Here is a 26,060-nt window from a genome sequence, read left to right as displayed (position 1 = left end):
ACTTCGGAGCGCCAAACCTAGACAAAATTCACATAATCATCACGTAGGGACACGCGGTCAGAAGCGAAGGACCGCTGCGAGCCGCTTGTGGTCCGCGAGAGAGTCGTCGGCGACGAAGGCCACCTCGCACCCCTTGTCCAGTGCCGCCTCGACGAGCTCGTCGACGATGTCCTCGCGGACCTGGCCGTCCGTCGACGGTGGGACGTCCGGGCCCACCGGCTCCAGGTGCCCATCGGTGACCCTGACCGTCTGCTCGTAGTGCTCCTCGACGGCGACCAGGCCCGCCCGGCCCTCCCGTACGGCCAGCCACACCTCGTCGAGTCCGCCGGCGAAGGAGCGGCTGCTGTGGGCCTTGTCCAGCCTGTCCTTGATCCGTGCCGCGGCCTCCTTCCGCCAGTCCTCCAGCGCCGGTGCCAGTTCCTTGGCCAGTTCGGGGGCGGTCGTGTCGGCGGTCGTCCCCTTCGCGACCCTGCCGACGGCCGGCTTCGCGCTCTCGCCCACCTCGTCGAGCAGGGAGAGCGCCGGTGCCAGGCCGATCAGGAACAGCGGGCGGGGGTCCGCCGCCAGGACCGCGCGCAGCGAGTCGTCGACCGTGCGCAGGAAGTTGCGCGCGTCCTCGCTGCTGTAGGTGCTCGGGGTGTCGCCGATCCGCTCCTCGCGCTGCGGGTTGGGCTCCTCGTGGGGGGCCGTGAGCGGGAATCCGTCCCTCTTCTCGGGCCGCAGGCCGTCGTTCGTCCCGGAGAACAGGGAGGCGTGCTCCGCGGACAGGCTGAGGACCCAGAACATCTGTGCGCCGGCCTTCGCCGCGACCAGATTACGCGTGAGGTAGCTGTCGCTCAGGACCACTCGTTCGGGTGCGGTGCGCGGCAGCTGCCAGATCTGGTACTCGTCGGTGTCGGCGAGGATGACGAGGGAGTCGAGGGCGCGGCGCTGGTCCACCTCGGCCACCGCGCGGTCGAGTTGCGCCTTGACCGCGGCCCGGGCCTCGTGGGTCACCCGGGGGTCCGCGTCCAGCCGGTTGCCGGCCTCGGTCACGAGGTTCCGCAGCCGTACGGCGTCCTGGGCGTTGTCCGGCGCGCGTCGGTGGGTCGGCATCGTCAGCGACAGAGCCGGATAGGGCCTGGTCGCGCGAAGTTCCTGCAACAGGCCGGGCGTCAGGGCGTCCGTATCCATCGTTCCCTCCCGGAGGGTTCGGGGTCCGCGGTGCTGAGGCCGCCGCCCCTCGGTGCGGAGCGGTCGTCCAACGAGTCAATTCATACCTTTTGATCCTAATATGGGCGAATTGTTCCCTGTGTTTTCGGAGGCAGATGCGATGTCCACGCTCACGGTGTGGAAGTTCCGGACGGCCGAAGCCGCGGAGAGCGTGGAGACCGCTCTGAAGTCCCTCCAGAAGGAAGGTCTGGTCAAGATCCTCGATGCCGCAGTCGTGACCTGGCCGGCCGAGCGTTCCAAGCCGAAGACCAAGCAGTTGATCAACCTCGTCGGTGCCGGCGCGCTGAGCGGGACCTTCTGGGGAATGCTCTTCGGGCTCATCTTCCTGATGCCTCTGCTGGGCGCGGCCGTCGGAGCCGCGGCCGGTGCGCTCGGTGGAAGGCTCGCGGACGTGGGCATCGACGACGAGTTCATCGCCGAGGTCAAGCAGAAGGTGACGCCCGGGACCTCGGCGCTCTTCCTGCTCACCATGGACGAGGTGCCCAGCCGCATCAGCGAGTCGCTGCCCGGCGGCGGCGCCGAGCTGCTGCACAGCAACCTCGACGCGGAGCGTGAGGCCAAGCTCCGCGAGATCTTCGGTGACGACGCGGAATGATGACGGAGGAGCCGCTCCTCGCACGGCCCGCCGGAAGCCCCGGGCGGCATCCGGCGGGCCCCCGGTGAGCGCCTCCGGGGCCGTCACGGACGCGCTGCGTGAGCTCCACGGACGCTTCGCCGGCGTACGTGAAGGGCAGTGCGCCACCTACATCCCGGAGTTGGCCCGGTCCGACCCCGACGACTTCGGGCTCGCCCTCGTCAGCATGGACGGGCACTCCTACAGCGCGGGTGCGGCGGACACCCCCTTCACCCTGCAGTCGGTCTCCAAACCCTTCGTCTACGCCCTCGCCCTCGCCTCCCTCGGCCTCGACGAGGTGGGCCGCTGGGTGGGCGCCGAACCGAGCGGCGAGGCGTTCAACGCCATCAGTCTCGAACCCGGCACCGGCCGGCCGGCCAACGCGATGGTCAACGCCGGCGCGATCGTCACCACCGCCCTGATCCCCGACAGCCGCGAGGCGCCCGCCTTCCAGCGCATCCTGGCCTGTCTGAGCCGGTTCGCCGGACGGAAGCTGGATGTCGACGAGGGCGTGTACGCCTCCGAGGCCGCGACCGGGGACCGCAACCGGGCGCTCGCCTACCTCATCCGCAGCACGGGGACCCTGCCCGTCGACCCGGTGGCCGCGGCGGACACCTACTTCCGGCAGTGCGCGGTGCGGGTCACCGCCCTCGACCTCGCCGTGATGGCCGCCACCCTGGCGCACGGCGGTGTCAATCCGGTCACCGGGGAGAGGGTCGTCTCCCCGGAGGTCGCGGCGCAGGTCCTCGCGGTCATGGCCACCTGCGGGATGTACGACGGCTCCGGCGACTGGCTGCTGAGGGTCGGGCTGCCCGCCAAGAGCGGTGTGTCCGGCGGGCTGATCGCCGCCGGACCGGCCCGCTTCGGCCTGGCCGCCTACAGCCCGCTGCTCGACGCGACCGGCACGTCGGTACGCGGCCGGGCGGCGCTCGCTCGGAACGCCTCGAACTCCACCTCATGAGGAACCCCGCGCTGCCCGGCTCCACCGTCACTCTGGTCACCACCGCCGATGTGCTGCCCTCGGCGCCCTCCAGCAGGCGGGAGCGGGCTCTGCACGAGCGCGTGGGTGTCGTCGCCGCCCAGGGGGCGCTCGACTTCACCGCCGCCGAGCGCGTGCTGTACGCGCTGGACGAGTCGGGCCCGGAGCGGGCCGGGGCGGTGGTGCTCGACCTGCGGGAGGTGACCGGCGCCGACTCCCTCGCCCTCGCGCTGCTGCACTCCGGCCTGTCCCGGCTCGCCCGGGAGGGGCGGCGCGCGGCCGTCGTCGACCCGGGCGACCGGCTGGGCCCGCCGGATCTGGTCCGGGAGCGGACCGGCCAGGACCTGCCGCGCTTCGCCTCCCGCGAGGAGGCCGTCGAGCACGGTGCGCAGGCCGTGGCCGGACCGGGTTGAGCCGGGCGGCCCCTCCCGGCGGCGGGGTGGAGTCTCACATCGGCCCGACGACCGTCTTGCGCATGTGCGCGTAGACCACCGATGTCCGTACGTCGGCGAGTTCCGGTCGCTTCGTCAGCTTGTCCAGAACCACCGCGTGCAGATGGTCGGTGTCCCGGACGGCGACGTGCACCAGGAAGTCGTCGTTCCCGGTGAGGACGAAGAGGGAGATCACCTCGGGCATCCGCTCCAGGAAGGCCTGGAAGGCCTCGATCACCGCACGCGTCGGCGGGCGGACCCGTACGGCGATGACCGCCTCAAGTCCCCGGCCGATCGCCGCGAGGTCGGCCTCGGCGTGAAACCCCTTCAGGATCCCGCGCTCACGCAGCGACCGGATGCGCTCGAGACAGGTGGAAGGCGCGATACCGAGCGCTTGGGCCATGTCCCGATTCGTACGCCGACCGTCCTCCTGGAGCATCCGTACCAACGCCGAATCTAGTTCGTCCACGCTCGCCTCACTCTGTCGGTTTCCGAAGGTAATTCGGATTGTACGCGTTGTCATGGTTCATGTTGTTAGCCTCCTCCGTGATCGGCCGACGTTGGTTCGGGGATCGATGTGTCCGGTGAGGGAAAGAGGCGACGTAGATGCATGAGCGAGGGCCCGGCGTGCGGGCGGTGGTCGCGGTCGTGGCGGCCGCGCTGTTCTGGAGCAGTTCGTACGCGGTGACGAAGCGGCTGCTGGACGACGTCGGGCCGCTCAGCATCGGCGCGATCAGATTCACCCTGGCGGCCTTGCTGCTGGGGGTCATGGTGCGGCTGAGCCGGCGTCGTCCGGCCCGGCCGGACGTGCGGCAGCGGTGGCAGCTCTACCTGAGCGGTTTCCTCGGGATCACCGTCTACTTCATCCTGGAGAACGTGGGCGTCGACCTGTCCACGGCGTCCGACGCGTCGCTGATCGTGGCGACCTATCCGCTGATGACGATGCTGCTGGAACTGGTCGTCCTGCGTGCCCGGATGCCGCTGCCGCGCCTGGCGGGCGTCCTGCTGGCCACCGTCGGCGCCTTCCTCGTCGTACGCAACGGGGCCCAGGTCGGCGGGAGTTCACGGTGGGCAGGTGACGTCCTCCTGCTGCTGGGCGGGCTGGCCTGGGCGGGGTACAACGTGCTCGGCAAGCGGGCGAGTGCGGGCCGGGACGCCCTGAGTGTCACGTACTACCAGACCCTGGCGGGGGCGGGCGGCTTCCTCGCCGCCTCCCTGCTGGAGGCGGGTGAGTGGCGCGTGCCGGATCCGACCGCCTCGGTGCTGCTCGTCCATCTGGCCGTGGCGTGCTCGGTCGGCGGCTTCCTGCTCTACAACTACGGTCTGCGCAGGATGGCGTCGAGCGTCGCCGTGAACATCCTCAATCTGGTCCCGGTCTTCGGCGTGATCGGCGCCGTCGTGATCAACGGGGAGACGGTCCGGCCGGCCCAGGCGGTGGGCGGCGCCGTCATCGTCGCCGGGGTGGCGCTGGGCATGATCGAGCGGGGGCGGGGGGCCACGGCGAAGCCGGGCGGGCCCGGAGCCGCCGTGCCGGCGGCTCCGGGCGTGGCCGGGGAAGCCCGATAACCCCATGCCGGCTCTCTACCAGACGGCCTCGACCCACTCGGGGTGGTCGATGAACGGGTTCCGGTTGTGCTGGAACCGGTCGAATATGACCTCGTTGCGGTTCTGCTCGAAGCTGTCCGGCGGGTCTTCCTGGCTCCACTGCTTCAGCACGGAGAGCCGCCCGATGTTCGGGGCCGACCCGTTGCTCACGCTGTCGTTCGGCTCCAGGTCGGCGAAGGAGTCGTCGCCTTCGTACCGCACCGCCATGTAGAGGATCATCCGGGCGACATCACCCTTGACCGCGTCGCGCGGCTCGAAGGAGTCACCGTCGGTGTAGTTGCCGGGCGCCCCCGAGACGGTGCTGCCGCCGTTGTCGAAGTCCTTGTTGCCGCGGATGGAGTTGACCTGGACGTCCTCGGGACGCAGGTGGTGGATGTCGGTGCCGGGGCCGGTCGCGGTGCCGAAGTCGCCGTGGGACTTGGCCCAGACGTGCTCCCGGTTCCAGTCGCCGGTGTCGCCCCCGTTCTCGCTCTTGGACTGGGAGCGGCCCGTGTAGAGGAGGATCACGTTGGAGGAGTTGGCGGGGTCCTGGTCGGTCGCCTTGAGCGCGTCCCAGACCTGGCTGTAGGAGAGCGTGGTCTGCTCGCTGATGATCGAGTGCAGCGAGCTCTTGAGGGCGGTGCCCGTCTTCCCCAGAGCGTCCTGGTAGTAGGTGTCGTCGAGCGAGGCGGCCGGGGAAGCCGGCGCGGCTGTCGTGGGGGTCGCGGCGGGGGCGGTGGCCGCGACGCCTGTCAGAACGGCGATCGATGCGGCTGTGGCGAGTAGTGGACGCGCGTAGAAACGGCGACGACTGGACATGTGGGGTGCCCTCTCCGTGGTGGCGGAACGCTGTCGTGACGGCCGGACGTTGGCTGCTCGGTCGGGAGCCTTCCACACGCACGGTGCCGGTCGTGTGAACGTTGCGTATTCATCATGTGCAGGTCAAGTGACACCTTTTCCGGCCGCGCGGAGGCATCGGATGCGCGGATGTCGCCCCGGCGCGAGAATTGCCGCAAGGACGAGGAGGCGGTATGAGCGAAGAGTCCGAATCCGTATCCGTATCCGTGCCGGAAGTGCGGGGGGTGACCCCTGACCGACTGCTGCACACCGGAGGCGGCGATCAGCCCACCGCGGAGGATCTGGTGCTCGCCTCCGGGCGGGATCTGACCCCCGAGAGCCTGGAGTGGGCACAGCGCAGGCTGTCCGAGGAAGGCCGCTCCGCCATGGACAAGCGGCTCCCGTAGGACCCGTGGGACCACCGCTGTGGCGGGGAGCGTGCGGAGCGCTCCCCGCCACTCGGTTAGCCTGAACGCAATATGAACCGTTTGACGACGTCACAGGGCGAATTCGATCTCGCCCGCTTTCCCGAGAACCCGCGCGACCCCTTCCGTGCGTGGGACGCCGCCGACGAGTACCTGCTGCGGCGGCTGGAGGGAGCGGAGGGGAGCGAACCGGTCCGCCCGACCGGCACCGTGGCCGTCGTCGGCGACCGCTGGGGCGCGCTCGCCACCGTGCTGGCCGCGCACAGCCCCGTACAGATCACCGACTCGTACCTCGCCCGGCGGGCCACCGAGGCCAACCTGGCGCGCAACGGCGCCGCTCCGGACTCGGTGCGCATGCTGTCGGTCCGCGACACTCCGCCGGACCGTGTCGACCTGCTGCTCGTGCGGGTCCCCAAGAGTCTCGCGCTCCTGGAGGACCAGCTCCACAGGCTGGCGCCCGCCGTGCACGCGGGGACCGTCGTCATCGGCACCGGCATGGTGAAGGAGATCCACACCTCCACCCTCAAGTTGTTCGAGCGGATCATCGGCCCCACCCGCACCTCCCTCGCGGTGAAGAAGGCGCGCCTCGTCTTCTGTACCCCGGACCCCTCCCTGCCCAGGTCCCCCAGCCCCTGGCCCCACCGCTACGACCTGCCCGACGACGTCGGCGTCGTCTCCGGCCGTACGGTCACCAACCACGCCGGGATCTTCTGCGCCGAACGCCTGGACATCGGCACCCGCTTCTTCCTGAAGCACCTCCCGCAGCGGACGGGGCCCGACCGCGTCGTCGACCTCGGCTGCGGGAACGGCGTCCTGGGCACGTCGGCGGCGCTCGCCAACCCCGACGCCACCGTCACCTTCGTGGACGAGTCGTACCAGGCCGTCGCCTCCGCCGAGGCGACCTTCCACGACAACGCGGGGGCGGACGCCAAGGCCGAGTTCGTGGTCGGCGACGGGATGGCGGACGTGCCCCCGGCAAGCGTGGACCTGGTCCTCTGCAACCCGCCGTTCCACTCGCACCAGGCCGTCACCGACGCCACGGCCCGGAACATGTTCCACGGAGCGCGTGCCGCACTGCGCCAGGGCGGGGAGCTGTGGGTGGTCGGCAACCGGCACCTCGCCTACCACACCCAGCTGCGCCGGATCTTCGGCAACTGCGTCACCGTCGCGGGCGACCCGAAATTCGTGGTCCTGCGCGCCGTCAAGCGCTGACCCGCGTCAGGGGAGGTCGTCCCGGCCGAGCCAGGACGGCACCTCGGGCACCTGCTCGTCCCAGGCGGGCGGTGGCCCGGGGCCCTGCTCCAGGGGCATCGCCTCCGACGACGCGGGCTCGCTCACGCTGGGCTCCTCCCGCTCCCTGGCCGGGGAGGCGGGCAGCTCCGCCGCGGGCCCGGGAGCCGCACTGTCGTACAGCTGCTCGGCCACGGTGAACCGGTAGTGGAAGGGCTGCCAGACCCCTCGAGGACCAGCAGGAAGCCATCCGCCTCGCGGTACAGCGTCCGGCGTTTCGGGTTGGGTTGGCCGGATGTACCGGCTCGAAGCGCTCGGCCCGCACCCGGAGAGCCTTGAGCGCGTGCTCACGCGATCCCTCCACGTGGTCCATCACGCCGACCGACCACATCCGCCCCTGGCGGCCGAACCCGAGGTTCTGCTCCACCAACAGCCCCCACCTGGGCACAGCCCCACCCCTCCCCGGAACGTGCGCACTTGCGGTATGCATGTAACCGTGCCGGGACGTCATCCTACGAGTCACGATCTTCCCGGCCCGACCGCGCCCGGCACGACGACCCGGCCCATGAGCCCGGTTCCGCCGCCGAACGGAAGGCACGAGCCGATGAACGATCGAGACCCGGGACTGTTCGGCCCCGGTTCCGTCACCTGGCAGATGCACGGGGACCCCATGATGTGGGTGGCCGGCGTCCGCGCCCTCTATCTCCAGGCGCTCCACCCGCGCGCCGTGCGCGGGGTCATGCAGAACTCCGACTTCCGCCAGGACGCCTGGGGCCGTCTGCTGCGTACGGCCGACTTCGTCGGCACCCTCACCTACGACACCACGCGGGACGCCGAGAAGTTCGGGGCGCGCGTCCGCAGAATCCATCGGCTCCTCAAGGCCACCGACCCGGTGACCGGCGAGGTCTACGGCATCGACGAACCCCAGCTGCTCCTCTGGGTGCACTGCGCCGAGGTCGACTCCTACCTCCAGGTCGAACGCCGCTCAGGCTTCCCGCTCAGCGACGCCCAGGCCGACCGCTACGTCGACGAGCAGCGGGAGGGCGCCCGCCTCGTCGGTCTCGACCCGTCCGGCGTCCCCGCCACGACCGCTGCCCTGGCCGTCTACTTCGAACAGGTCAGGCCGCTGCTCGCCGCGGGCCGGGAGGCGTCGGACGTCGACGACTTCCTGCGCAACCCGCCGGTACCCGCCCTGCTGGTCCCGGCGCGCACCCTGCTCTGGCGACGCGTGGCGGCGCTCGCCTACGACTCCCTGCCCGCGTACGCCCATGAGCTGTACGGCAGGGCCGCACCGCCCCCGGCAGCGGTCGACCGCCGCCTGCGCACCACGGGAACCGTCCTGCGCTCCGTCCCCGCCCGCCTCCGCTGGCGACTGCCGCCCGGTCACATTGTGAAGGCGATGGCACGGCTCGGCCCGGGGAGCCGACCCGCCCCGTACAAACTCCGCAGACGGGGAGCCATACTGGACGGGCCTGGGAGGGCGCAGCAGCGATAGCGGGCAGCGAAGCAGCGAAGCAAACGGGGGCGACAACAGGCGATGGCGGACACCAGGCTGATCCAGAGCCGGTACCGGCTGCTCGATCTGATCGGGCGCGGAGGCATGGGCGAGGTGTGGCGCGCGCGCGACGAATCGCTGGGCCGGCAGGTGGCCGTCAAGTGCCTGAAGCCGATGGGGCCGCAGCACGACCAGGCATTCACCCGCATACTGCGCGAGCGCTTCCGCCGGGAGGCGCGGGTGGCCGCGGCACTCCAGCACCGTGGAGTCACCGTCGTCCACGACTTCGGCGAGTCGGACGGCGTCCTCTACCTCGTCATGGAGCTCCTGGAGGGGCGCAACCTCAGCCAGCTCCTGGAGGACAACAAGCAGCACCCGCTGCCCGTGGCCGACGTCGTGGACATCGCCGACCAGGTCGCCGACGCCCTGGGCTACACCCACCAGCAGGGCATCGTGCACCGCGACCTCAAGCCCGCGAACATCATGCGGCTCGACGACGGCGCCGTGAAGATCTGCGACTTCGGCATCGCCAGGCTCGGCCACGACATCGGCTTCACCTCGCGTCTCACCGGTACCGGCATCGCCATGGGGACCCCGCACTACATGTCGCCGGAGCAGATCAGCGGCGGGGAGGTCGACCACCGCAGTGATCTCTACTCGCTGGGCTGTGTGCTGTACGAAATCGCCACGGGCGTACCGCCGTTCGACATGGACGACGCCTGGGCAGTGCTCGTCGGGCACCGCGACACCGCCCCCGAGCCGCCGCGCACCCACCGGGCCGAGCTCCCCAGGTTCTTCGACAAGGTCGTCCTGGACCTGCTGGCCAAGACGCCGGGCGAGCGGCCGGCCGACGCCGGCGACCTGCGGCAGCGCATCGCACTCGGGCGCACCGGTGAGCAGCCGGAGACAGGACGGGTCCGGCTCGCCCCTCCCGTCCCGGTCCAACACCCCGGTGGCAGCGCGCCCCGACTGCCCTCCTGGACGCGCGACATGACCACCGGTCACAAGGCGACCGGCGCTGCGTACGTGCGCACGGCCGCCACCGACCACGCGGCCGCGCTGACCGGGGCATGGACCACCGGGACCGGTCATGCTCCCGTCGGCGGGCTCCCGTCCACGGGACCGGGCCGCCCCACTCCGCCGCCCGGACTGCTCGCCACCCTGGCCGGCCGGCACAGCGCGGGACTCAACCTGGCGCGGCTGGGGCACTGGGAGGAGGCCGGCGAGGTGCACCGAGCGGTCGCCACCGAACGCGAACAGGCTCTCGGTCCCGACCACCCCGACACCCTCGCCAGCAGGTACGAGGTCGGATTCACCCTCAGCCGCACCGGACGGGCCGCCGACGCGCTGCGGGAGTTCGCCCGGGTCGCCGACGGCCGCGAACGCACCCTGGGCCCCGACCACCCCGAGACCCTCGCGGCCCGCCAGGAGACGGCGTACGTCCTCGGCCAGCTCGGACGCCACTTCGAGGCCCACCAGGTCTACGCCTCGGTGCTCGCCTCGCGGGAGCGCTCCATGGGGCCGGACCACCCCGACACCCTGCGCTGCCGCCACAACCTCGCCTTCAACCTCAGCAGGCTCGGCCGCCTGGAGGACTCGTACCGCATGGCCCGGGAGGTGGCGGCGGCCCGCGGCCGCCTGCTCGGCGCGACGCACCCGGACACCCTGGTCACGCTGTACGAAGTGGCGTACACACTTGGCCGTCTGGACCGCTGGACCGAGGCCCTGCAGACCTACCGCGACGTGGCGCGGGGCCGCGCCGCCGCGCTCGGTCCCGACCACCCCGACACCCTGTCCGCGCGTTACGAGGTGGGTATCAGCCTCGGCAGGCTGGGCCGCAGCGCCGAGGCGCTGGAGCTCTACCGCGCCCTGGTCGAGGACCGCACCCGGGCCGGCGGCCCGGCCGACCCCGAGACGCTGCGCGCCCGGCACGGGCTCGGCGTCAACCTGGGGCGGATGGCGCGCTGGGAGGAGGCGCTCGACGAGTCACGCGAGGTCTGCGCGATCCGGGAACGCACCCTGGGCCCGGACCACCCCGACACCCTGGTCAGCCGCCGCGAGGTGGCCGTGGGGCTGGGCTGGCTCGGCCGATGGGCCGAGGCGCTCACCGACTACCGCACGGTCGCGGAGATCCGGGAACGGGTGCTGGGCGCCGACCACCCCGACACGCTCGCCGGGCGCAACGACGAGGCGCACTGCCTGGAACAGCTCGGCCGCAGTACGGAGGCGGTGGACCTCTACCGGCGGGTCGCCGACCTGCGCAGGCAGCGCGGGATGCCGCCGCACTGAACGCGGGACCCGGCGGGGGCCCACGGACCGTCAGGCCAGGCCGCCCCGTACGCGGTAGAGGTCCCGCAGCAGCGCGATCTCCGCTCCGTGGTGCAGCAGCTCCTGGTTGACCCACCACACGGTGTCCAGGAAGGGATCCTCCGGGTCGCTGCCGTACGGATAGGTGCTGTACCCGACCGTGTCGAGTGCCGCGTCGTCGGCGCCGAGCAGGGCCGCACGCCACGCGTCCGCCGACGCGCCGAAGTCCGCGAGGGCCCCCGCCGCGTCCCCCACCACGCGGTAGTCCTCCCGCGTGAGGCTGTGGCTCCCCGCCGTGTGATCGGCGCGCAGCGCCAGCAGTTCGCTGAGGTGGCTCAGCCGCCACGCGAGGGTGGTGAAGGGCGGTGGCGACGGATGCGGGAAGGGCGCCGTGTCGCGCCCCCAGTCGCCCGCACCGGTCAGGGCGGTCGCGCCCCGCCCGGGACCCGCGCTCCGGAGGCGGACCGACCAGCAGTCCGGCACGGGCTCCCACCGGTACTCCTCGTCGGTCAGCGCGGGCACCTCCACGTCCGTGCCGTTGCCGCTGTCCACGAACGGGCCCGAGAGCCGTCCGGTGAGCCGTTCGCGCGACCGGTCGAACTGCTCCAGCAAAGGGATCAGACGGGCGGGTGCGTTCATGGATTCTCCTGAGCCGGGCGCGGGAAGACGGGGTCCGCGCAGCACACTGCCACAGAGGCCGCCGGGGCCCTACGGGTTTTCGCCGCCCCCGCTCCGGCCGCCACGAGCTGTCACCCCTGTCCAGAGACGATCATCCCGTGTTACGAAGGGGCATGCCCGCAGACGAGACGTCCTCACCCGGCACCCCCACGCACCCCGCCTACGACGCCGTGATCGTCGGCGGCGGCCACAACGGTCTGGTCGCCGCCGCCTACCTCGCCCGCGCCGGGCAGTCCGTACTCGTCCTGGAGCGTCTCGGCAGCACCGGGGGAGCGGCCGTGTCGACCCGCCCCTTCGAAGGGATCGACGCCCGGCTCTCCCGCTACTCCTACCTCGTCTCGCTCCTCCCGCAGAAGATCGTCCGCGAGCTCGGCCTCGATTTCACCGTACGGAAGCGGACCGTCTCCTCGTACACCCCGACCGTGCGCGGCGGCCGGCCCACCGGACTGCTCGTGGGCGGTGACGGCACCCGGGAGTCCTTCGCCGCGCTCACCGGGGACGGCCGGGAGTACGAGGCCTGGCAGCGCTTCTACGGGATGACGGGCCGCGTCGCCGAGCGGGTGTTCCCCACGCTCACCGAACCCCTGCCGGCCCGCGAGGACCTGAGGGCACGCGTGGACGACGCGGACGCCTGGCGCGTGCTGTTCGAGGAGCCGATCGGCGTCGCCGTCGAGGAGAACTTCGCCGACGACCTCGTCCGCGGGGTCGTGCTCACCGACGCGCTGATCGGGACCTTCGCCGATGCCCACGACCCGTCCCTGGTCCAGAACCGCTGCTTCCTCTACCACGTGATCGGCAATTCCACCGGGGACTGGGACGTCCCGGTCGGCGGCATGGGCGCGCTCACGGACGCTCTGGCCGGTGCGGCCCGCGCGGCGGGAGCCGAGATCCGCGTGCTGCACGAGGCCACCCGGATCGAGACCGACGGCACCCGCGCCGAGGTCACCGTCCGCTCATCCGACGGGGAACACGTCGTCGGCGCGCGGCGGGTCCTGGTCAACGCGTCGCCGCAGGCGCTGGCCGAGCTCCTCGGCGAGAAGCCGCCCGCCCCGGCCGAGGGCGCCCAGCTGAAGGTGAACATGCTGCTCACCCGGCTGCCGAGGCTGCGTGACCACTCCGTCGACCCGCACCGGGCGTTCGCCGGGACCTTCCACATCGCCGAGGGGTACGAGCAACTGGCCACCGCCTACCGTGAGGCGGCGGCGGGACGTCCGCCCGGCGCCCCGCCCTCCGAGATCTACTGCCACTCGCTGACCGACCCCTCGATCCTCGGCCCCGACCTCGCGGCCCGTGGCTACCAGACCCTCACCCTGTTCGGCCTGCACACCCCCGCCAGACTGTTCGCGGCGGACGACAGGGGGACACGGGAAGCCCTGCTCGGGGCCACTCTGGCCGAACTCGACGCCCATCTCGAGGAGCCCGTCACCGAGTGCCTGGCCCTGGACGCCGACGGCCGGCCGTGCATCGAGGCGAAGACACCCCTCGACCTGGAGCGCGACCTGAGGCTGCCCGGCGGCCACATCTTCCACCGGGACCTCTCCTTCCCGTACGCCGCCGGGGAGACGGGCCGCTGGGGCGTGGAGACCGCCCACGCCAACGTCCTGCTGTGCGGTGCGGGGGCCGTGCGCGGCGGCGGGGTCAGCGGGGTGCCCGGCCACAACGCCGCCATGGCGGCGCTGGGCCGGTGACCGGAACCCCCTACTGACCGAACACCCCGCGCAGCGCCCCGAGCTTGCGCGGCAGGTCGTACTCCGCCCCGCCCTCGTGACCGTTGTACGGGAACACCTCCAGCTCGGCGGGGCCGGCGTACGCGTGGTACGCCGCGAACACCGTCGACGACGGGCAGATCCGGTCCATCAGGCCCACCGAGAACCACGCCGGGGCCGTGGCCCGCGCCGCGAAGTTGACCCCGTCGAAGTAGGAGAGGGTCTCCATCGCCTCCTCGATACGGAAGCGGTGCCCGGAGAGCCAGCGCGCGATCTCCGCGTACGGCCCCGAGTCCGTGATCTGCGAGCCGCGCCGGAAGTGGCAGAGGAACGGCACATCCGCCACGGCCGCCGCCACGTCGTCACGCAGCCCCGCGACGGCCAGCGCGAGACCGCCTCCCTGACTGCCGCCGAGCACCGCGACCCGCGAGGGGTCCACGGCCTCGTGGGCCTTCACCGCGTCGACCGCGCGCACGGCGTCGGTGATGAGGCGCCGGTAGTAGTGCCGGGACGGGTCCTCGATGCCGCGGGTGAGGAAGCCGGGGGAGGAGGAGCCGTGGCCGTCCGGGCCGAGGTCCGGTGTGTCCGAGGTGTTCTTTCCGCCGCCGCCCTGGCCCCGGTTGTCCATCACCAGATGGGCGTAGCCGAGCGCGCTCCAGGTCAGCCAGGAGTAAGGGATGCCCCGGCCGCCGTTGTACCCGATGTACTGCACCACGGCCGGCAGCGGACCCGAGCGGACGCGCGGCAGCATCAGCCAGGCCTTCACCGGCTGGCCGCTCCAGCCGTTGAACGTCACGTCGTACACGTCCACGGTCGTGAACCCGGCGTCGTACGGGACGAACGCGGCGTCCACGCCGTGACGTGCGCTCTCGCCGAGCGTCTTCTCCCAGAACGCGTCGAAGTCGGCGGGCTCCTCGGGCTCCGGCCGGTACTCGGTCAGCTTCTCCAGGGGCATGTCGAACAGCAAGGGTCTAGCTCCTCTTCAGAGTGAGGTTCAGGGTCGCGCCGTGCAGGCCGGCCGTGTCCGCGGTGATCCGCAGCCCCCGGCCCGTGGCGGTGGCGCGGACACGGGGGTCCGCGGCGGTGACCGCGAGGCCGGACAGGGCGAGATCGAGCACCACCGAGGACCGCAGCTGCGTCGGATCGGACAGGGCGACCGTGACCGTCCTGCCGTCCGGGCGCACCAGCACCGAGGCGGGACCGTCGCTGGTCAGTTCCTGCGCCGTGCCCGCTGTCCAGAAGTTGGCGGCGAGCAGCCCGTCGGCGGGGCGGCGTACGGCGTGCACAGCCGTCGAGCGGGCGACCAGCCGCACCGGAGGCGCCGCCGACCACTGCCGGGTCCGGGCCGCGGAGGCCGCCGGGGCCTGGAGCCAGAAGTAGCCGGCTCCGGCGGGGGCCGCGCCATGGTCCTGCCACAGCGTCAGATAGGGGCGGGTGACCTGGGTGTCCGTGCCGTACTTGAGGTTGATCTCCCGCCAGGCCGCCGTGCGTTCCTCACGCAGACCGCGCAGGTCGGCGCGTTCGGGGAAGATGTAGCCCCCGGTTCCTTCGAGGTGCAGCCACCGGACCGCGTCGAGCCGCGCCGACCAGTCCGTCCCGGCGGGGGCCGGGCGGCCGTCGACGAGAAGGGCCGCTCCCGGATCGCGCAGCTTGCGGTTCTCGACGACCGTCTCCACGGTGCCCGTGTCCGCTTCGATGCCGGAGCCGACGCACGCGATCACGTCGTCCAGGCAGAACCAGCTCTTCAGGCCGCGCAGCGTGCTTCCGTACGCCCGCAGCTCCATGCCGTACGCGCCGAGCGTCGTGCCGGGCAGGGCGGTGCCGCCCGCCCAGTCGGCTTCGCTCGTCGTGCGCTGGCCCGCGGCGTCCGCCGGCCGGCCGGCGACGACCGTGGTGCCCGGCAGCCGGGTGGGGTCGACGGTGGGCCAGTAGTCCTCGCTGTAGTGGCCGAGGTCGTCGGTGTACAGCAGCACCATGCCGTCGGAGAGGTGCCAGCCGTGCAGATTCTCGTTCTGGATCGACTCGTAGTTGTAGATCCGGCTCGAGTACGCGGAGATGCCCAGGGCGAACGAGGGCCGGTGGTGCGCCGCCTTGTCCATCCGGGGATGCTGCTTGTGGGCGACCAGCGGACCGCGCGCCGGGACGGGGGAATCGATGATCCGCAGCGCGGAGACGAGGGACGCCGGATCGGTGACCGCGAGGAAGTCCCGGTAGGTGTCCTCGGCGATCCACTGCTTGGCCAGTGCCGTGAAGTCCTCGCCCGTCCCGCCGGGGAAGCCCGGGATCAGCCGCAGCACCGCCTCGACGACCGTCTGCGCCGAGGCGTGGCCCTGCTTGCTGGGCCGGGCGATCTCGCGCCCGCACACCGATGCCATCACATCGCCCCGTGCCAGCAGCGGGTCGAAGCCGTCGAGGACCCAGCTCCGGACGTTGTCGAGCTCGGGGTCGGTGACCGTCCACTCCGTGCCGGCGAGCAGATTCAGCAGCCGGGAGAGGCTGTTCAGCAGCTCCTTGCCGTAACCGCCGTTGTACGGGTGCTTGTAGTGCTGCAGGAACGAGCCGTCCGCGTAGAAGCCCTCACCGGTGCCCGTCGTGCCGTCCGTACGGTCGTTGAAGGCCAGGACGCTGTTGGCCCCCGAACCCTCGACGTCCGAAAGAGCGTCACGCACCCGGGCCAGGGCGTCCCCGTCGTCACGCAGCACCGCGTTGACGGCGACCACGGTGGAGACCCACACCCGGTTGGCCCCGGTGGCGATCTGCCGGTCGGCGCGCCACAGGTTCGGGTCCGGGGTGTAGTGCCGCACCGCCGTGGTGATCCGCTCAAGACGCTCCGCACCGAGCGCGTCGTACAGCAGGACGGACGCGTCGTTGAGCGCGAGGGCCGAGCCGATCTCCCAGTCCCAGTCGTTGTCGAAGCGGGTGTGCCCGGGACCGTAACGGTTCGTCAGCATCCAGTCGACGCCCGCGAGCAGCAGGTCACGCAGCGAGGTGTCACCGTGCTGCGGGGTGCCGGGGACCGCCCACGCGGTCGCGATCGTGGCGAGGCGCTTGAACGAGGTGGTGACGTGGTTGGAGAGCGTCGTGCTGGTCAGATCCTCGAACAGCCCGCCGGTACGGGACGGATCGAGGCCCTTGGCCGCGGTGGTGGCCGCCTTCCCGGTCCGGGCCACGGCCGCGGCGATCCGCTCGTCGCCGAGGTCGAGGCCGGGGCCCCCGGTCAGCAGGGTGTGCCAGCGGGCGCGCAGCGCGCCGGCCTCCCCGGCGGCGGCGTGAGCGGCCCCGGGGGTAAGGGTGAGGGGCAGGGTGACGGCCGCGCCGAGCGCCGCCGCCCCGGCCAGGACGGTACGGCGTGTCGTGCCGGTGCCTGGGTGCATGGTTCGGGTCCTCACAGCAGGTGTCGGCGGTCGACGGCCCCGGCGAGCGCGGCGTGACCGGAGGGATTGGGGTGCAGGCCGTCACCGCTGTCGAAGGCAGGCCGCAGGCGTGACGGACGTGCGGGGTCGCGCAGCGCCGTGTCGAAGTCGGCGACCGCGTCGAACAGGTGGCCGGTGCGTACGGCGCGGTTGATCCGCTGCCGTACCTCGTCGAGCTCCGGCGTCCAGCGGGGCCAGCCCTCGAACGGGGTGATGGTCGAGCCGACGATCCTCAGCCCCGCGCTCCGGGCCCGCAGCACCAGCTGGCGGTAGCCGGCCAGGACGAGCGAGGAGTCCGTCCGGGCCGGCGGCTGCTGGAGGTCGTTGACGCCGAGCTGGACCAGCACGGTGCGCAGGCCGGGGAGCGCCAGGACATCCCGGTCGAAGCGCGCCTGGCCTCCCGGCCCGAACCTGGCGTCGTCCAGCAGCAGTCTGTTGCCGCTGATGCCGAGGTTCGCGACGGCCGATCCGGGAAGCCGCCGGGCCAGCTGGTCCGGCCAGCGCAGATCGGCGTCGTCGGGAGTGCCGACGCCCTCCGCGACCGAGTCGCCGAGCACCGCGACGACGGGCCCGTGGGCACCGGTCACCTCGACGCCCGTCAGGAGGAACACCGAGGTGGTGCGCACCCCGTCGACGCTGTGCGAGGCATGCGTGTTCCGGTGGAAGGACAACGGGCCGGTGGGCCCCGGAAGCCGGGTCCCGACGGTCAGCGCGGACCCGTCCGGGGCGCGCAGTCCGTCGACCGGATCGCTGGTCAGGGTGGCTCCCGCGGCCAGCCACGCCTGCCTCCGGCCGCCGAACGTCACCGCCCGCCCGCCGGCGGTCACGGGGCCGACCAGCACCGGCACCGCTCCGTAGGCGTGCCCGTACCGGAGGCGCACCCGGCCGCCGGCCGAGAGGCGCACGGTCGCTGTGCACACGCCGTCGGTCAGCCCGGCCGTCGCCACCGTGTCCGTCGCGGTCGGCGCGGTCTGCGCCGTGGCCCAGGACGTGGCCCAGGCCGTTCCCGGTCTCCTCGGCTCCGCCGCCCGGGCCGCCGGCGCCGTGGCCGCGACGGCGGCCACTCCGGCGGTGGCCGTCAGCACCCCGCGTCTCGCGGGCCCCCGGACGGTCACTGCGGGCACGCCCCGGTCGGGTCGTACTCGCCGGCGTAGGTGCCGACCGCGTCGCCACCGGTGTTGCCGCTCATGGTGTTGGTGCACACCGGGCCCTGCGGGGTGCGCATGAACTTGATGCCACCGCCCGCGTTGCCGGTGATCGTGTTGCCGTACACGCTCGTGTCGATGCCGTCGGTCGCGGTGTCACCGCCGAGACGGACGCCCGCGCCCACGTTGTCGTGCACGGTGTTGTAGCGGAAGATGTTGCCGCTGCCCCGTGCGTCGAGCCCGCCGGAACTGGAGTCCTTCTGGCCGCTGCAGTCGTTGTACTCGACGTAGTTGGCGGTCGAGTTCTCCTTCACGTCCACGCACTCGTTGCCCCGGGTGACGATGGTGTTGTGGTGGATGCGGTTGTTCCTGCTGACGTCGGCAGCCGCGTCCGGGGCGCCGTTGGCGCCCTGCTGCTCGGGCGCCGTACCGAGGTAGATCCCCTCACCGTTCTTGCCGCCCCCGCCGAACTTGAAGTCGGCGACCCCGCAGTCGGTGATCGTGTTGTCGTCCACCTCCGCGCCCGTCACCAGGTAGCGCAGCCGCAGGCATTCGTCCGCCGCGTTCCTCAGCGTCATCCCGGTGACGCGCAGGGCCCCCACACCGTTGCCCGGAGTCGTGCTCATGACGTAGATGAGCTTGAGGCGGTAGCCCGCCACGTCGTCGGCCGCGCCGTGCAGCCCGTCGACGGTGAAGCCGCTCAGCGTCGTCGAGTCGTGCCGCACCTGAATGATCCTGCTGTCGCCCGCGCCCTTCACCACCGCGTTGGACGGCCCCGTGAGCGTGACACCGGGGCGGGAGGTGACCACGTCCTGCCGGTATGTGCCGGCCGCGAGATGCACCACCGCGCCGGTGGGTGCCAGATCGAGAGCCTTCTGGATCGTGGCGAGCGGCGCCGCCGCCGACGTACCGGAGGCCGAGTCGTCCCCGGACGGCGAGACGTAGTACGCGGTGGCCGCCTCGGCGGCCGGGGACGGCGGGGCGAGAAGGAGCGGGCTGCCGGCGGCGAGCGCGGCGACGAGGACGGAACGCAGTAAACGGCTCATGAGGTGTGCCTCCTGGGATCGGCGAAGGACAGGGCGAGCAGTACGGGAACGCTGGGGCCCAGCAGCAGCGGCCCCAGCGGTACGACGAGGGAGAGCAACACGGCGGAGACCACCGCGCCGAGCAGGGCGGTGCCGCGGGCCGGGGACCCGAAGCCGAGTGCGAGCGCGCCGGCCGACCAGGCGCGGACCGAGCCCTCGCGGGACCGGCCGGCCTCGGCCGCCAGGGCGATGTGGTGGATCACGAGGGCGGCAGCGATGCCCACCTGGGCGGCGAGCACGACGAACGTCCAGGGCTCGGAACGCCCGAGCAGATACACGATGTTCGCCGTGAGGACGACCGCCGCCGCAGTGGACAGGAGCCCGTGCCGCCACAACGCCCGCCAGTAGCGGGGGAACACGGCGACGGTGTTGGCGAAGAGGCGGCTGTCCCCTTCGGCACGCCAGAGCTGAAGGGCGTGAGCCATCGCGGCCAGTGCGGGCAGCCAGGTCACGACGCCCAGGGACAGCACGGAGCACGCCGCCCCGGCAGCGGCCGGAAAGGCGATGAACTCCAGCCGGCGCAGCAGCGCCGTCCCACCCGACGGGAGAATTGCCTGCATGGTCAGCCGACCTTTCCTGTGTACGGCTCGATCACGTCCAGGAGCACACGCCCGTCCAGCACCAGCCGCGTGCACCGGACGACGTACGGGGCCCTGCCGGGGCGGAGCAGCACGGCCGCGGCATCCGCGTCGACCGCTGCCGTACGGATGCGCAGGCCGACGGGGGACAGGAGCACGGTCTCCCCGGTCTCCCCGAAGGTGACTCCGTGCCCCTCCGCGCACGCGGCCTGCTCGGCGCCCTGCGTACCGCCCGGAACGAGTGCGGTGAGGAAGAGCCCTTCGCGAGACCGCGGCGTTGTCGCACGCAGCGTGTGCAGGGTGCGCGTCAGACGCAGCTCCGGGGTGCTGGACGTCGGATTGGCCTCGACCTCGGTGACCTCACAGCCGACCGAGGCGTCGGCCGGGGCGAACCGCGTCAGGCGGGCGGTGGCCGGCCCCGACCGGATCAGCCTGCTGCCGTCGGGCATGAGCTCCGTCGGGCGGTCGGTCTGGAGCAGGAACGTCCACTCACGCTCCTGCTCCGCCTCGGCCAGGTCCAGCAGGACGAGCCGCCCCGACGGTGTGAACACCAGGGTCCGGTCCAGGCGCCGGACGCCCAGCCCGGGGTCGTACATCGCGGCGATCTCCGCGGTGGCGTGCGCCCAGCCGCCTTCGGCGTCCGCCAGCACATCGCGCTGGCGGGCCTGCCGCTCGTAGGGGACGCCCTCGTAGACGTGGTAGCGGTCCTCGTCCGCGTACCCCTGACCGTCCACCAGCAGGAGATTGTGGTGCGCCGCCCGCTTGCGGTTGCTGTAGCCCTCGTCGACAGCGAGGAACTCCCCCTGCGAGACCAGCACGAACGATCCGGAATCGGGGTGGTGGTGCCCCTGGTTCAAGGTCTCCCACCCCCGTTCCGCCCGGTGCTTCGCCGAGGTCTCCCACGCTGTGTGACCGCCCCCGGGACTCGCCTTGAACGACACCAGAGTGGCGTCGTCGTCCCAGCTCGTACGGGCCGCGAGCAGGCCGAGATCCGGGAAGAACGCATGGGTCTCCGTCGGCCGGGCAGGCCGCACGGACGGGTCGTACCAGAGGTACTCCAGATAGGCCTCCGGCAGGATTCCCGGCCGCACCCCGCTCTCCGACGCCTCCTTCCACAGCAGTTCGCCCGAGGCCAGATCGCCCATCCACTGGGCCTCCGCGATCCCGTACTGTGCCGCGAGCCGGTAGTACAGGCCGGCGCTGTGGCCGCTGCGCCGGTCGTGGCAGTCCCCGTGGTCGACGTTGAGGGCGAAGCCCGGCGCCGTCTGGTGGAGCCGGTAGCGGAACGTCGAGGAGAGGAAGCCGCCGCGCCCCCACCAGTCGATGCCCTCGGCCTCCTGGAGCAGGTCCAGATGGATCGCCAGGAACGGCACCCCGTAACGCCAGTAGACGACGCCTTCGGCATGCGAACCGTCCGGCGGCATCAGGTCCAGGACCGTGCCCAGGTTGTCCTTGGCACGCTCGGTCCACTCCTCCTTGCCGAGCACGTAGCCGGCCGTCGCCAGACCCGCGTGACAGATCCAGTTGTGGTTCTGCCAGTACGACGACGACCACCAGCGCCCCTCGCTCGCCACCGCGAACTCGTACATCCGGCGGCCCTGGAGAAGCAGCTTGTACCGGAGCAGGGCCCGCACCTCGTCCGGCAGTTCGTCACCGATCCACCGGTAGGCGAGCGAGAGATGGTGCAGCAGCCAGCCCGCGTCCAGGTCGTGGTCCGGCATATGGGCGCGGCCCCAGTGCGGCAGCCGGACCGCGGCCTCGATCCAGCGCCGGCTCTCGTCCAGATGCGCGCGGTCACCGGTGGTGCGGTAGGCCAGCGCGGGGTTGGAGGCGGCGGGGCCGAGCCAGGTGACGCTGGCCAGGGGATGCGTACGGGGCGGGGTCAGGCCGCGGTGCCGGGCGGCCTCCTCCCGGAGGCGGAGCTCCTGGGCGGGGCGCGGGCCGGGCGGCGGAAGGGCGGAGAGCAGCACGGATCAGCTCCCCGTTCCGAAACGCTCGGCCGAACCGTCCGCCAGCTCCACCGTCAGCTCCTCGCCGTCGAGGCGTACACCGGTCACCGCGGGGCCTGCGGAGGCCGCCTGGTACACCGACGCGAACGTGATCCGCTCCGCCTCGCCGGTGAAGTCGACCCAGGTGCGCGTGCGCTGCGGATCGTCGGCCGGACCGGGGCCCGGCCGCGAGAAGGGACGGACCTCCACCCCCGGGGTGTGCGTGTGCCAGCCGTGCAGGGTCTCGTCGCCGTACCAGGTGGTGCGCACAGGACCGGCCGCCTGCTGCTGCACGTCGAGAGCCGTCCCCGGACGCAGCTGCCCGGTGACGCGCCGCGCCTCCCGGCCCGTCACAGTCAGCAGATCCACCAGACAGCAGCCGGCCGCGACCACCCTGCGCACCGCGCGCACCCCTTCGTACGCCGTGGTGACCTCGGCGGTCACCGAGCGGGCGTCCGACGCAAGGAGCGCACCGGCGCACTCCGCCTGCTCGGCGCCGTCGACCCGGAACGCCGGATGCGCCTCGGTCGACGCGTACAGGTCACGGAACTCGGCGTGGGCGTACGGCACCTGGCCAGGGTCCGGCTGCCACGGTGTCGTGTCGCCGTACAGATAGAGCGACAGTTTGTCGCGGTGCCCGTGCGAGCCGCCGTGCGGGCCGAAGTCCAGCAGGGCATGGATGCCCGCCGCGCGCACCACTCCGTAACCGGCCGACGGGAAGACGGTGACCGTGCCCGGTGCCGAGCGGCGGGGGAGGGGCGGTCCCGCGAACCAGCCGCCCAGCTCCCGGTCCAGTCCGTCGTCATGGGTGCCTAGCTCGGCGCGGGCCCGCGCCGCCACCCCTTCCAATGCGCCGGACGGAATCAACTGCTGTGCCAGCGACGCCAGTTCGAGCCACTCCAGGGCCAGCGGACGGCGCAGATAGGGGCCGTCGTGCAGCGCCGGAAGGATGCCGCCGTCCGTCGCGATCACCGCCAGCACCTCCGTCATCCCGGCAAGCACCCCCACCACGTCGGACGGAATCGCCGCCGGGTCGGTGGAGCGCAGCGCGAGCAGAGCGGCCCGCAGCACGAAGCCGTGGTAGTAGGTGCTGCCCTCCCACTCCCAGCCGTCGTCGGCGACGGCCACCCGCAGGTGCGCGTACAGCCCGTGCTCGCCCTCCAGCCACTGCTTCGCGCCGTCCCACTCCAGGCCGCGCGCCCCCGATGCGGCGCGGCTCGCGGAGGAACCGGCCGCGTTCAGCCATGCGGTGTAGTTGGACGCCAGCTGACCCCGGCCCGTCAGCACATCGCGGGCCTCCAGCGCCGCCCGTTCCAGCTCGTCCAGGAGCGGCAGGACCGCGGCCAGATCCTCCGTGCCGTGCTCGGCCAGTGTGATCACGGTGTGCCCGATGTTCACCGCCCATATGGCGTCGGTCAGCGCCTGGTGGAAGAGCCGGCCGCGCAGCATCCAGCCCTGCGCCTCGCCGTGCTGCTCCGTGGCGAGGGAGGCATAGAGCTCGGCGTACTCGACGAGCCGGGCCACCGCCTCCGCGCGCTCGCCCCGGTGGGCCAGCACCCGGAGGTGCCGGGCCCACGCCTGGTGCGACAGGACCACCCACGCGCCGCGCACCGCCGCCGTGTCCACCCGGCAGCCGTGCGCACACCGCGCGCCACCCTCTGGAAAGGTCCCGGCCAGAAGGTCACCGTGATCGAGCTCCACGCCGTGCGCCGGGCAGACGTACGCGTGCCACCAGCCGCCCCGCTCCCGGGGGATCCGCATCAACGCGGCCATACGCCACCGTCGATGTCCACCGTGGTGGCGGTGAGGAAACCCGAGGCGGGCGACGCCAGATGGACGACGGCGTGGGCGACGTCCTCCGGGGTGCCGGCCCGGCCGACCGGGATGCCCGCCTCCATGGCCTCCTGGGCCGGGGCGGCGGTGAACGTGTCGTGGAACGCGGTGCCCTTGATGAAGCCGGGGGCGACCGTGTTGACCGTGACACCCGTTCCGGCGAGCTCCTTCGCGAGACCCTTGGTGAAGCCCCGGACGCCGGCCTTGGCGGCCGCGTAGGCCACCGAGCCGGGCCCGCCGCCGTTGTGCGCGGCCAGCGACGACATCGTGATGACGCGACCCGCGGACGACTGCGTCAGATGCGGCAGGGCGGCCCGCACCGTGCGGAACGTCGACGTGAGATTGGTGGAGATGACCCGCTCGAAGTGGTCGTCGGACATCTCCGCGATCTTCTCGCGGCCGATGAGATGGCCCGCGTTGCAGACGAGGACGTCCAGCCCGCCGAGGAAGCCGGTGGCCTCCTCGACCAGCAGGTCCACCTCGGCCGTCACCGTCACATCGGCCCGGAACGCCTTGGCCCTTCGGCCCAGCGCCTCGATGGCGGAGACGGTTTTCGCCGCCTCGTCCGCGGAGGAGTGGTAGTGCACGGCGACATCGGCGCCGGCCTCGGCCAGGGCCACCGCGATGGCGCGGCCGATGCCGTGGCCCGCCCCCGTGACGAGAGCGCGGGAGCCGTTGAGATCAGCAGACATGGGTGAAGACCTTTCGGTGGCCGGCCCGCAGCGGGCCGGAACCGGTCACTTGAGACCGGCGGTTGCGAAGCCCTGCACGAAGTAGCGCTGGCCGATGAGGAAGAGGACGACCATGGGCAGGGTGGCGAGCGTGGTGCCCGCCATCAGGAAGTGCCACTGGGTGCCGTTCTCCGTCTTGAAGACGGAGAGCCCCACCTGGATGACCCGCAGGCTGTCCGTGTGGGTCACCAGCAGCGGCCAGAGGAAGTTGTTCCACGACGATTCGAAGGTCAGCAGCGCCACGGTGATGAAGGCGGGCTTGACCTGCGGCGACATGATCCGGGCGTAGATCCGGAACTCGCCCAGACCGTCGAGCCGGGCCGCCTCCTCCAGCTCCACCGGCAGATCCAGGTAGAACTGCCGGAAGAGGAAGACGGCGAACGGGGTGACCGCACCCGGGATGATGAGCGCCCACCAGCTGTCCAGCCACCCGCTCCCGCCCTGGCCGAGGATGTCGTTCCCGCCGGCCAGCGGCATGAAGCGGACGATCAGGAACTCCGGCAGCACCTTGGTGTACGTGGGGATCATGAGGGCCGCGACGAAGAGATAGAAGATCATCTCGCTGCCGCGGAACCTGATGCGCGCCAGCGCGTACCCCGCCATCGACGCCACCAGCACGTTGAGCACGGTGTGGCTGATCGCGATGACGAGACTGTTCCGGGCGTACGTGGCGAACGGGGCCGCCTTCAACGCCTCGACGTAGTTCCCGAACTCCCAGTGCTCCGGCAGCAGTCCGGCGTCCTGAGACGCGATCTCGACCGGGGTCTTGAGAGAGGTGAGCACCATCCAGGCGAACGGCACCACCATCAGCAGGGAGACGACGGACAGCGTCGCGTAGAGCGCGATCCGGCCGAGGGGAACGGCCCGCTTCCGCAGCGCGGGATCCGGCTTCAGCAGCTCAGTTGTGGCCACGGCTGCCTCCCATGATCCGCTTGTTGACCAGGGTGAAGCCCATCAGCAGCACGAAGAGCACCAGTGACTGCGCGCTGGCGTAACCGACGCGGAACTCCCGGAAGGCGGACTTGTAGATCTCGTACGTCATCATCGTGGTGCTGTTGGCGGGGCCGCCGTCGGTCAGGATGTAGATCTGGTCGAAGGACTGGAACGCGCTGATCATCGAGGTGATGAACACGAAGAACGTCGCCGGCTTGAGCAACGGCAGCGTGATCGAGAAGAACTGCCTGGCCCTGGACGCCCCGTCCACCGACGCAGCCTCGTACAGCTCCTTGGGAAGGGACTGGAGCGCGGCTAGGTAGATGAGCATCTTCATGCCGATGCCCTGCCAGATGCCGACCAGGATCACCGAGGGCAGCGCCCAGGTCGTCGAGGACAGCCAGGCCGGGCCGTCGATCCCGAGGAACGACAGCATCGTGTTGAGCAGACCGTTGCTCGGGTTGTAGATCCACAGCCAGACCAGCGCGATCGCGACGGTGGCGGTGACCTGGGGCAGGAACACGGCGGTGCGGAAGATACCGCGCGCCTTGAGCCCGGTGTGCAGGGCGAGGGCCACCAGCAGGCCCAGCGCCATCCCGAACGGCACGGTGAAGAGGGTGTACAGGAGGGTGTTGACGACGGACTTACGGAAGACCGCGTCGTCCAGCATGTCCCGGAAGTTGGCCAGGCCCACGAACTCCGGCGCGCTCAGCACGTCGTACTTCGTGAAGGCCAGGCACACCGAGACCACGACCGGAAGACCGATCCACAGCGAGGCGTGCAGCAGCGCGGGCGCCACCATGAGCATGCCCGCCCTGCGCCGGCGGCGTCCCGGGCCGGTGGGGACCCGGCCGGCC

Annotated in this window: 21 protein-coding genes and 2 pseudogenes; 8 read left to right on the top strand and 15 right to left on the bottom strand. The window is 71.8% G+C overall.

Going from position 1 to position 26,060, the window contains the following annotated elements; genetic code table 11:
* Positions 1-57 precede the first annotated feature (57 nt).
* A complete protein-coding gene (locus ACIQM3_RS08370; protein WP_401620589.1) occupies positions 58-1,173 on the bottom strand; it encodes a chemotaxis protein in 1,116 nt (371 codons plus the stop codon).
* A 139-nt stretch (positions 1,174-1,312) separates the two neighbouring features.
* Here ACIQM3_RS08370 and ACIQM3_RS08365 point away from each other — a divergent pair, with 139 nt between their 5' ends.
* The gene (locus tag ACIQM3_RS08365; protein WP_401620586.1) at positions 1,313-1,807 is read left to right on the top strand and encodes a DUF1269 domain-containing protein; all 495 of its coding nucleotides are present in this window, start codon (positions 1,313-1,315) and stop codon (positions 1,805-1,807) included.
* A 64-nt stretch (positions 1,808-1,871) separates the two neighbouring features.
* A pseudogene (gene glsA, locus ACIQM3_RS08360) lies at positions 1,872-3,217 on the top strand (glutaminase A).
* 34 nt (positions 3,218-3,251) lie between these two features.
* On the opposite strand, the gene ACIQM3_RS08355 reads toward glsA, so the two are convergent.
* Positions 3,252-3,704, bottom strand: coding sequence for an Lrp/AsnC family transcriptional regulator (locus ACIQM3_RS08355; RefSeq protein WP_401620584.1), 453 nt, complete (start codon positions 3,702-3,704; stop codon positions 3,252-3,254).
* A gap of 137 nt (positions 3,705-3,841) precedes the next feature.
* Between ACIQM3_RS08355 and ACIQM3_RS08350 the strand changes: the two genes are divergently transcribed.
* The gene (locus ACIQM3_RS08350) at positions 3,842-4,801 is read left to right on the top strand and encodes a DMT family transporter (protein WP_401620581.1); all 960 of its coding nucleotides are present in this window, start codon (positions 3,842-3,844) and stop codon (positions 4,799-4,801) included.
* Positions 4,802-4,816: 15 nt separating this feature from the next.
* Here ACIQM3_RS08350 and ACIQM3_RS08345 read toward each other — a convergent pair whose 3' ends face one another.
* Positions 4,817-5,638: an endonuclease I family protein gene (locus tag ACIQM3_RS08345; protein ID WP_401620578.1), complete on the bottom strand. Its 822-nt coding sequence runs from the start codon at positions 5,636-5,638 to the stop codon at positions 4,817-4,819.
* A gap of 212 nt (positions 5,639-5,850) precedes the next feature.
* Between ACIQM3_RS08345 and ACIQM3_RS08340 the strand changes: the two genes are divergently transcribed.
* A complete protein-coding gene (locus ACIQM3_RS08340; protein WP_362942088.1) occupies positions 5,851-6,063 on the top strand; it encodes a hypothetical protein in 213 nt (70 codons plus the stop codon).
* 72 nt (positions 6,064-6,135) lie between these two features.
* The gene (locus ACIQM3_RS08335) at positions 6,136-7,293 is read left to right on the top strand and encodes a methyltransferase (protein WP_401620573.1); all 1,158 of its coding nucleotides are present in this window, start codon (positions 6,136-6,138) and stop codon (positions 7,291-7,293) included.
* Between the two features lie 6 nt (positions 7,294-7,299).
* Here ACIQM3_RS08335 and ACIQM3_RS08330 read toward each other — a convergent pair.
* A pseudogene (locus ACIQM3_RS08330) lies at positions 7,300-7,759 on the bottom strand (hypothetical protein).
* A 156-nt stretch (positions 7,760-7,915) separates the two neighbouring features.
* On the opposite strand from ACIQM3_RS08330, the gene ACIQM3_RS08325 reads away from it, so the two are divergent.
* Entirely contained in the window at positions 7,916-8,806 is an 891-nt protein-coding gene (locus ACIQM3_RS08325) for an oxygenase MpaB family protein (RefSeq protein ID WP_401620571.1), read from the top strand.
* Between the two features lie 42 nt (positions 8,807-8,848).
* On the top strand, positions 8,849-11,095 hold the full coding sequence (locus tag ACIQM3_RS08320; protein WP_401620568.1) for a tetratricopeptide repeat protein: 2,247 nt from the start codon (positions 8,849-8,851) through the stop codon (positions 11,093-11,095).
* Positions 11,096-11,125: 30 nt separating this feature from the next.
* On the opposite strand, the gene ACIQM3_RS08315 is transcribed toward ACIQM3_RS08320, so the two are convergent.
* Complete coding sequence (locus tag ACIQM3_RS08315; RefSeq protein ID WP_401620565.1) at positions 11,126-11,752, bottom strand: DinB family protein; 627 nt, start codon at positions 11,750-11,752, stop codon at positions 11,126-11,128.
* 152 nt (positions 11,753-11,904) lie between these two features.
* Between ACIQM3_RS08315 and ACIQM3_RS08310 the strand changes: the two genes are divergently transcribed.
* Positions 11,905-13,479 (top strand): phytoene desaturase family protein, encoded by a 1,575-nt coding sequence (locus ACIQM3_RS08310; RefSeq protein ID WP_401620562.1) that lies wholly within the window; start codon positions 11,905-11,907, stop codon positions 13,477-13,479.
* 10 nt (positions 13,480-13,489) lie between these two features.
* On the opposite strand, the gene ACIQM3_RS08305 is transcribed toward ACIQM3_RS08310, so the two are convergent.
* Genes ACIQM3_RS08305 through ACIQM3_RS08260 form a run of 10 tightly spaced genes read right to left on the bottom strand, consistent with a single transcriptional unit; the run spans position 13,490 to position 26,011 of the window.
* The gene (locus ACIQM3_RS08305; RefSeq protein ID WP_401620559.1) at positions 13,490-14,464 is read right to left on the bottom strand and encodes an acetylxylan esterase; all 975 of its coding nucleotides are present in this window, start codon (positions 14,462-14,464) and stop codon (positions 13,490-13,492) included.
* 4 nt (positions 14,465-14,468) lie between these two features.
* Positions 14,469-16,871: a polysaccharide lyase 8 family protein gene (locus tag ACIQM3_RS08300; RefSeq protein WP_401620556.1), complete on the bottom strand. Its 2,403-nt coding sequence runs from the start codon at positions 16,869-16,871 to the stop codon at positions 14,469-14,471.
* A gap of 11 nt (positions 16,872-16,882) precedes the next feature.
* Complete coding sequence (locus ACIQM3_RS08295) at positions 16,883-18,034, bottom strand: SGNH/GDSL hydrolase family protein (RefSeq protein WP_401620553.1); 1,152 nt, start codon at positions 18,032-18,034, stop codon at positions 16,883-16,885.
* Positions 18,022-19,101: a DUF1565 domain-containing protein gene (locus ACIQM3_RS08290; protein WP_401620551.1), complete on the bottom strand. Its 1,080-nt coding sequence runs from the start codon at positions 19,099-19,101 to the stop codon at positions 18,022-18,024. Before ACIQM3_RS08290 ends, ACIQM3_RS08295 begins: the two co-directional genes overlap by 13 nt.
* Positions 19,098-19,700, bottom strand: a complete 603-nt coding sequence (locus ACIQM3_RS08285) for a hypothetical protein (RefSeq protein WP_401620549.1) — start codon at positions 19,698-19,700, stop codon at positions 19,098-19,100. The genes ACIQM3_RS08290 and ACIQM3_RS08285 overlap by 4 nt, the downstream gene beginning before the upstream one ends.
* A 2-nt stretch (positions 19,701-19,702) precedes the next feature.
* Positions 19,703-21,688 (bottom strand): hypothetical protein, encoded by a 1,986-nt coding sequence (locus ACIQM3_RS08280; RefSeq protein ID WP_401620546.1) that lies wholly within the window; start codon positions 21,686-21,688, stop codon positions 19,703-19,705.
* Between the two features lie 3 nt (positions 21,689-21,691).
* Positions 21,692-23,479 (bottom strand): heparinase II/III family protein, encoded by a 1,788-nt coding sequence (locus tag ACIQM3_RS08275; protein WP_401620543.1) that lies wholly within the window; start codon positions 23,477-23,479, stop codon positions 21,692-21,694.
* On the bottom strand, positions 23,467-24,231 hold the full coding sequence (locus ACIQM3_RS08270; RefSeq protein WP_401620540.1) for an SDR family NAD(P)-dependent oxidoreductase: 765 nt from the start codon (positions 24,229-24,231) through the stop codon (positions 23,467-23,469). Before ACIQM3_RS08270 ends, ACIQM3_RS08275 begins: the two co-directional genes overlap by 13 nt.
* Positions 24,232-24,276: 45 nt before the next feature.
* Positions 24,277-25,182, bottom strand: a complete 906-nt coding sequence (locus ACIQM3_RS08265; protein ID WP_401620537.1) for a carbohydrate ABC transporter permease — start codon at positions 25,180-25,182, stop codon at positions 24,277-24,279.
* Positions 25,169-26,011 carry a carbohydrate ABC transporter permease gene (locus ACIQM3_RS08260; RefSeq protein WP_401620534.1) on the bottom strand — a complete coding sequence of 281 codons (843 nt, stop codon included), beginning with the start codon at positions 26,009-26,011 and terminating at the stop codon, positions 25,169-25,171. The genes ACIQM3_RS08265 and ACIQM3_RS08260 overlap by 14 nt, the downstream gene beginning before the upstream one ends.
* Between the last annotated feature and the right edge of the window lie 49 nt (positions 26,012-26,060).

Origin of the sequence: Streptomyces sp. NPDC091271, assembly GCF_044757505.1 — a bacterium.
In the GTDB taxonomy this organism is placed as follows: Bacteria; Actinomycetota; Actinomycetes; order Streptomycetales; family Streptomycetaceae; genus Streptomyces.
Note: the sequence above shows the minus strand (reverse complement) of the source record. Positions and strands in the feature narration are given on the sequence as shown.

What these genes read in the sequence shown, in the direction of transcription:
- ACIQM3_RS08310 (WP_401620562.1), top strand. Translation starts at nt 11,905, where the DNA reads ATGCCCGCAGACGAGACGTCCTCACCCGGCACCCCCACGCACCCCGCC.
- ACIQM3_RS08275 (WP_401620543.1), bottom strand. Translation starts at nt 23,479, where the DNA reads ATGGCCGCGTTGATGCGGATCCCCCGGGAGCGGGGCGGCTGGTGGCAC.
- ACIQM3_RS08325 (WP_401620571.1), top strand. Translation starts at nt 7,916, where the DNA reads ATGAACGATCGAGACCCGGGACTGTTCGGCCCCGGTTCCGTCACCTGG.
- ACIQM3_RS08300 (WP_401620556.1), bottom strand. Translation starts at nt 16,871, where the DNA reads ATGCACCCAGGCACCGGCACGACACGCCGTACCGTCCTGGCCGGGGCG.
- ACIQM3_RS08340 (WP_362942088.1), top strand. Translation starts at nt 5,851, where the DNA reads ATGAGCGAAGAGTCCGAATCCGTATCCGTATCCGTGCCGGAAGTGCGG.
- ACIQM3_RS08320 (WP_401620568.1), top strand. Translation starts at nt 8,849, where the DNA reads ATGGCGGACACCAGGCTGATCCAGAGCCGGTACCGGCTGCTCGATCTG.
- ACIQM3_RS08370 (WP_401620589.1), bottom strand. Translation starts at nt 1,173, where the DNA reads ATGGATACGGACGCCCTGACGCCCGGCCTGTTGCAGGAACTTCGCGCG.
- ACIQM3_RS08270 (WP_401620540.1), bottom strand. Translation starts at nt 24,231, where the DNA reads ATGTCTGCTGATCTCAACGGCTCCCGCGCTCTCGTCACGGGGGCGGGC.
- ACIQM3_RS08290 (WP_401620551.1), bottom strand. Translation starts at nt 19,101, where the DNA reads ATGAGCCGTTTACTGCGTTCCGTCCTCGTCGCCGCGCTCGCCGCCGGC.
- ACIQM3_RS08260 (WP_401620534.1), bottom strand. Translation starts at nt 26,011, where the DNA reads ATGCTCATGGTGGCGCCCGCGCTGCTGCACGCCTCGCTGTGGATCGGT.
- ACIQM3_RS08315 (WP_401620565.1), bottom strand. Translation starts at nt 11,752, where the DNA reads ATGAACGCACCCGCCCGTCTGATCCCTTTGCTGGAGCAGTTCGACCGG.
- ACIQM3_RS08285 (WP_401620549.1), bottom strand. Translation starts at nt 19,700, where the DNA reads ATGCAGGCAATTCTCCCGTCGGGTGGGACGGCGCTGCTGCGCCGGCTG.
- ACIQM3_RS08345 (WP_401620578.1), bottom strand. Translation starts at nt 5,638, where the DNA reads ATGTCCAGTCGTCGCCGTTTCTACGCGCGTCCACTACTCGCCACAGCC.
- ACIQM3_RS08365 (WP_401620586.1), top strand. Translation starts at nt 1,313, where the DNA reads ATGTCCACGCTCACGGTGTGGAAGTTCCGGACGGCCGAAGCCGCGGAG.
- ACIQM3_RS08335 (WP_401620573.1), top strand. Translation starts at nt 6,136, where the DNA reads ATGAACCGTTTGACGACGTCACAGGGCGAATTCGATCTCGCCCGCTTT.
- ACIQM3_RS08350 (WP_401620581.1), top strand. Translation starts at nt 3,842, where the DNA reads ATGCATGAGCGAGGGCCCGGCGTGCGGGCGGTGGTCGCGGTCGTGGCG.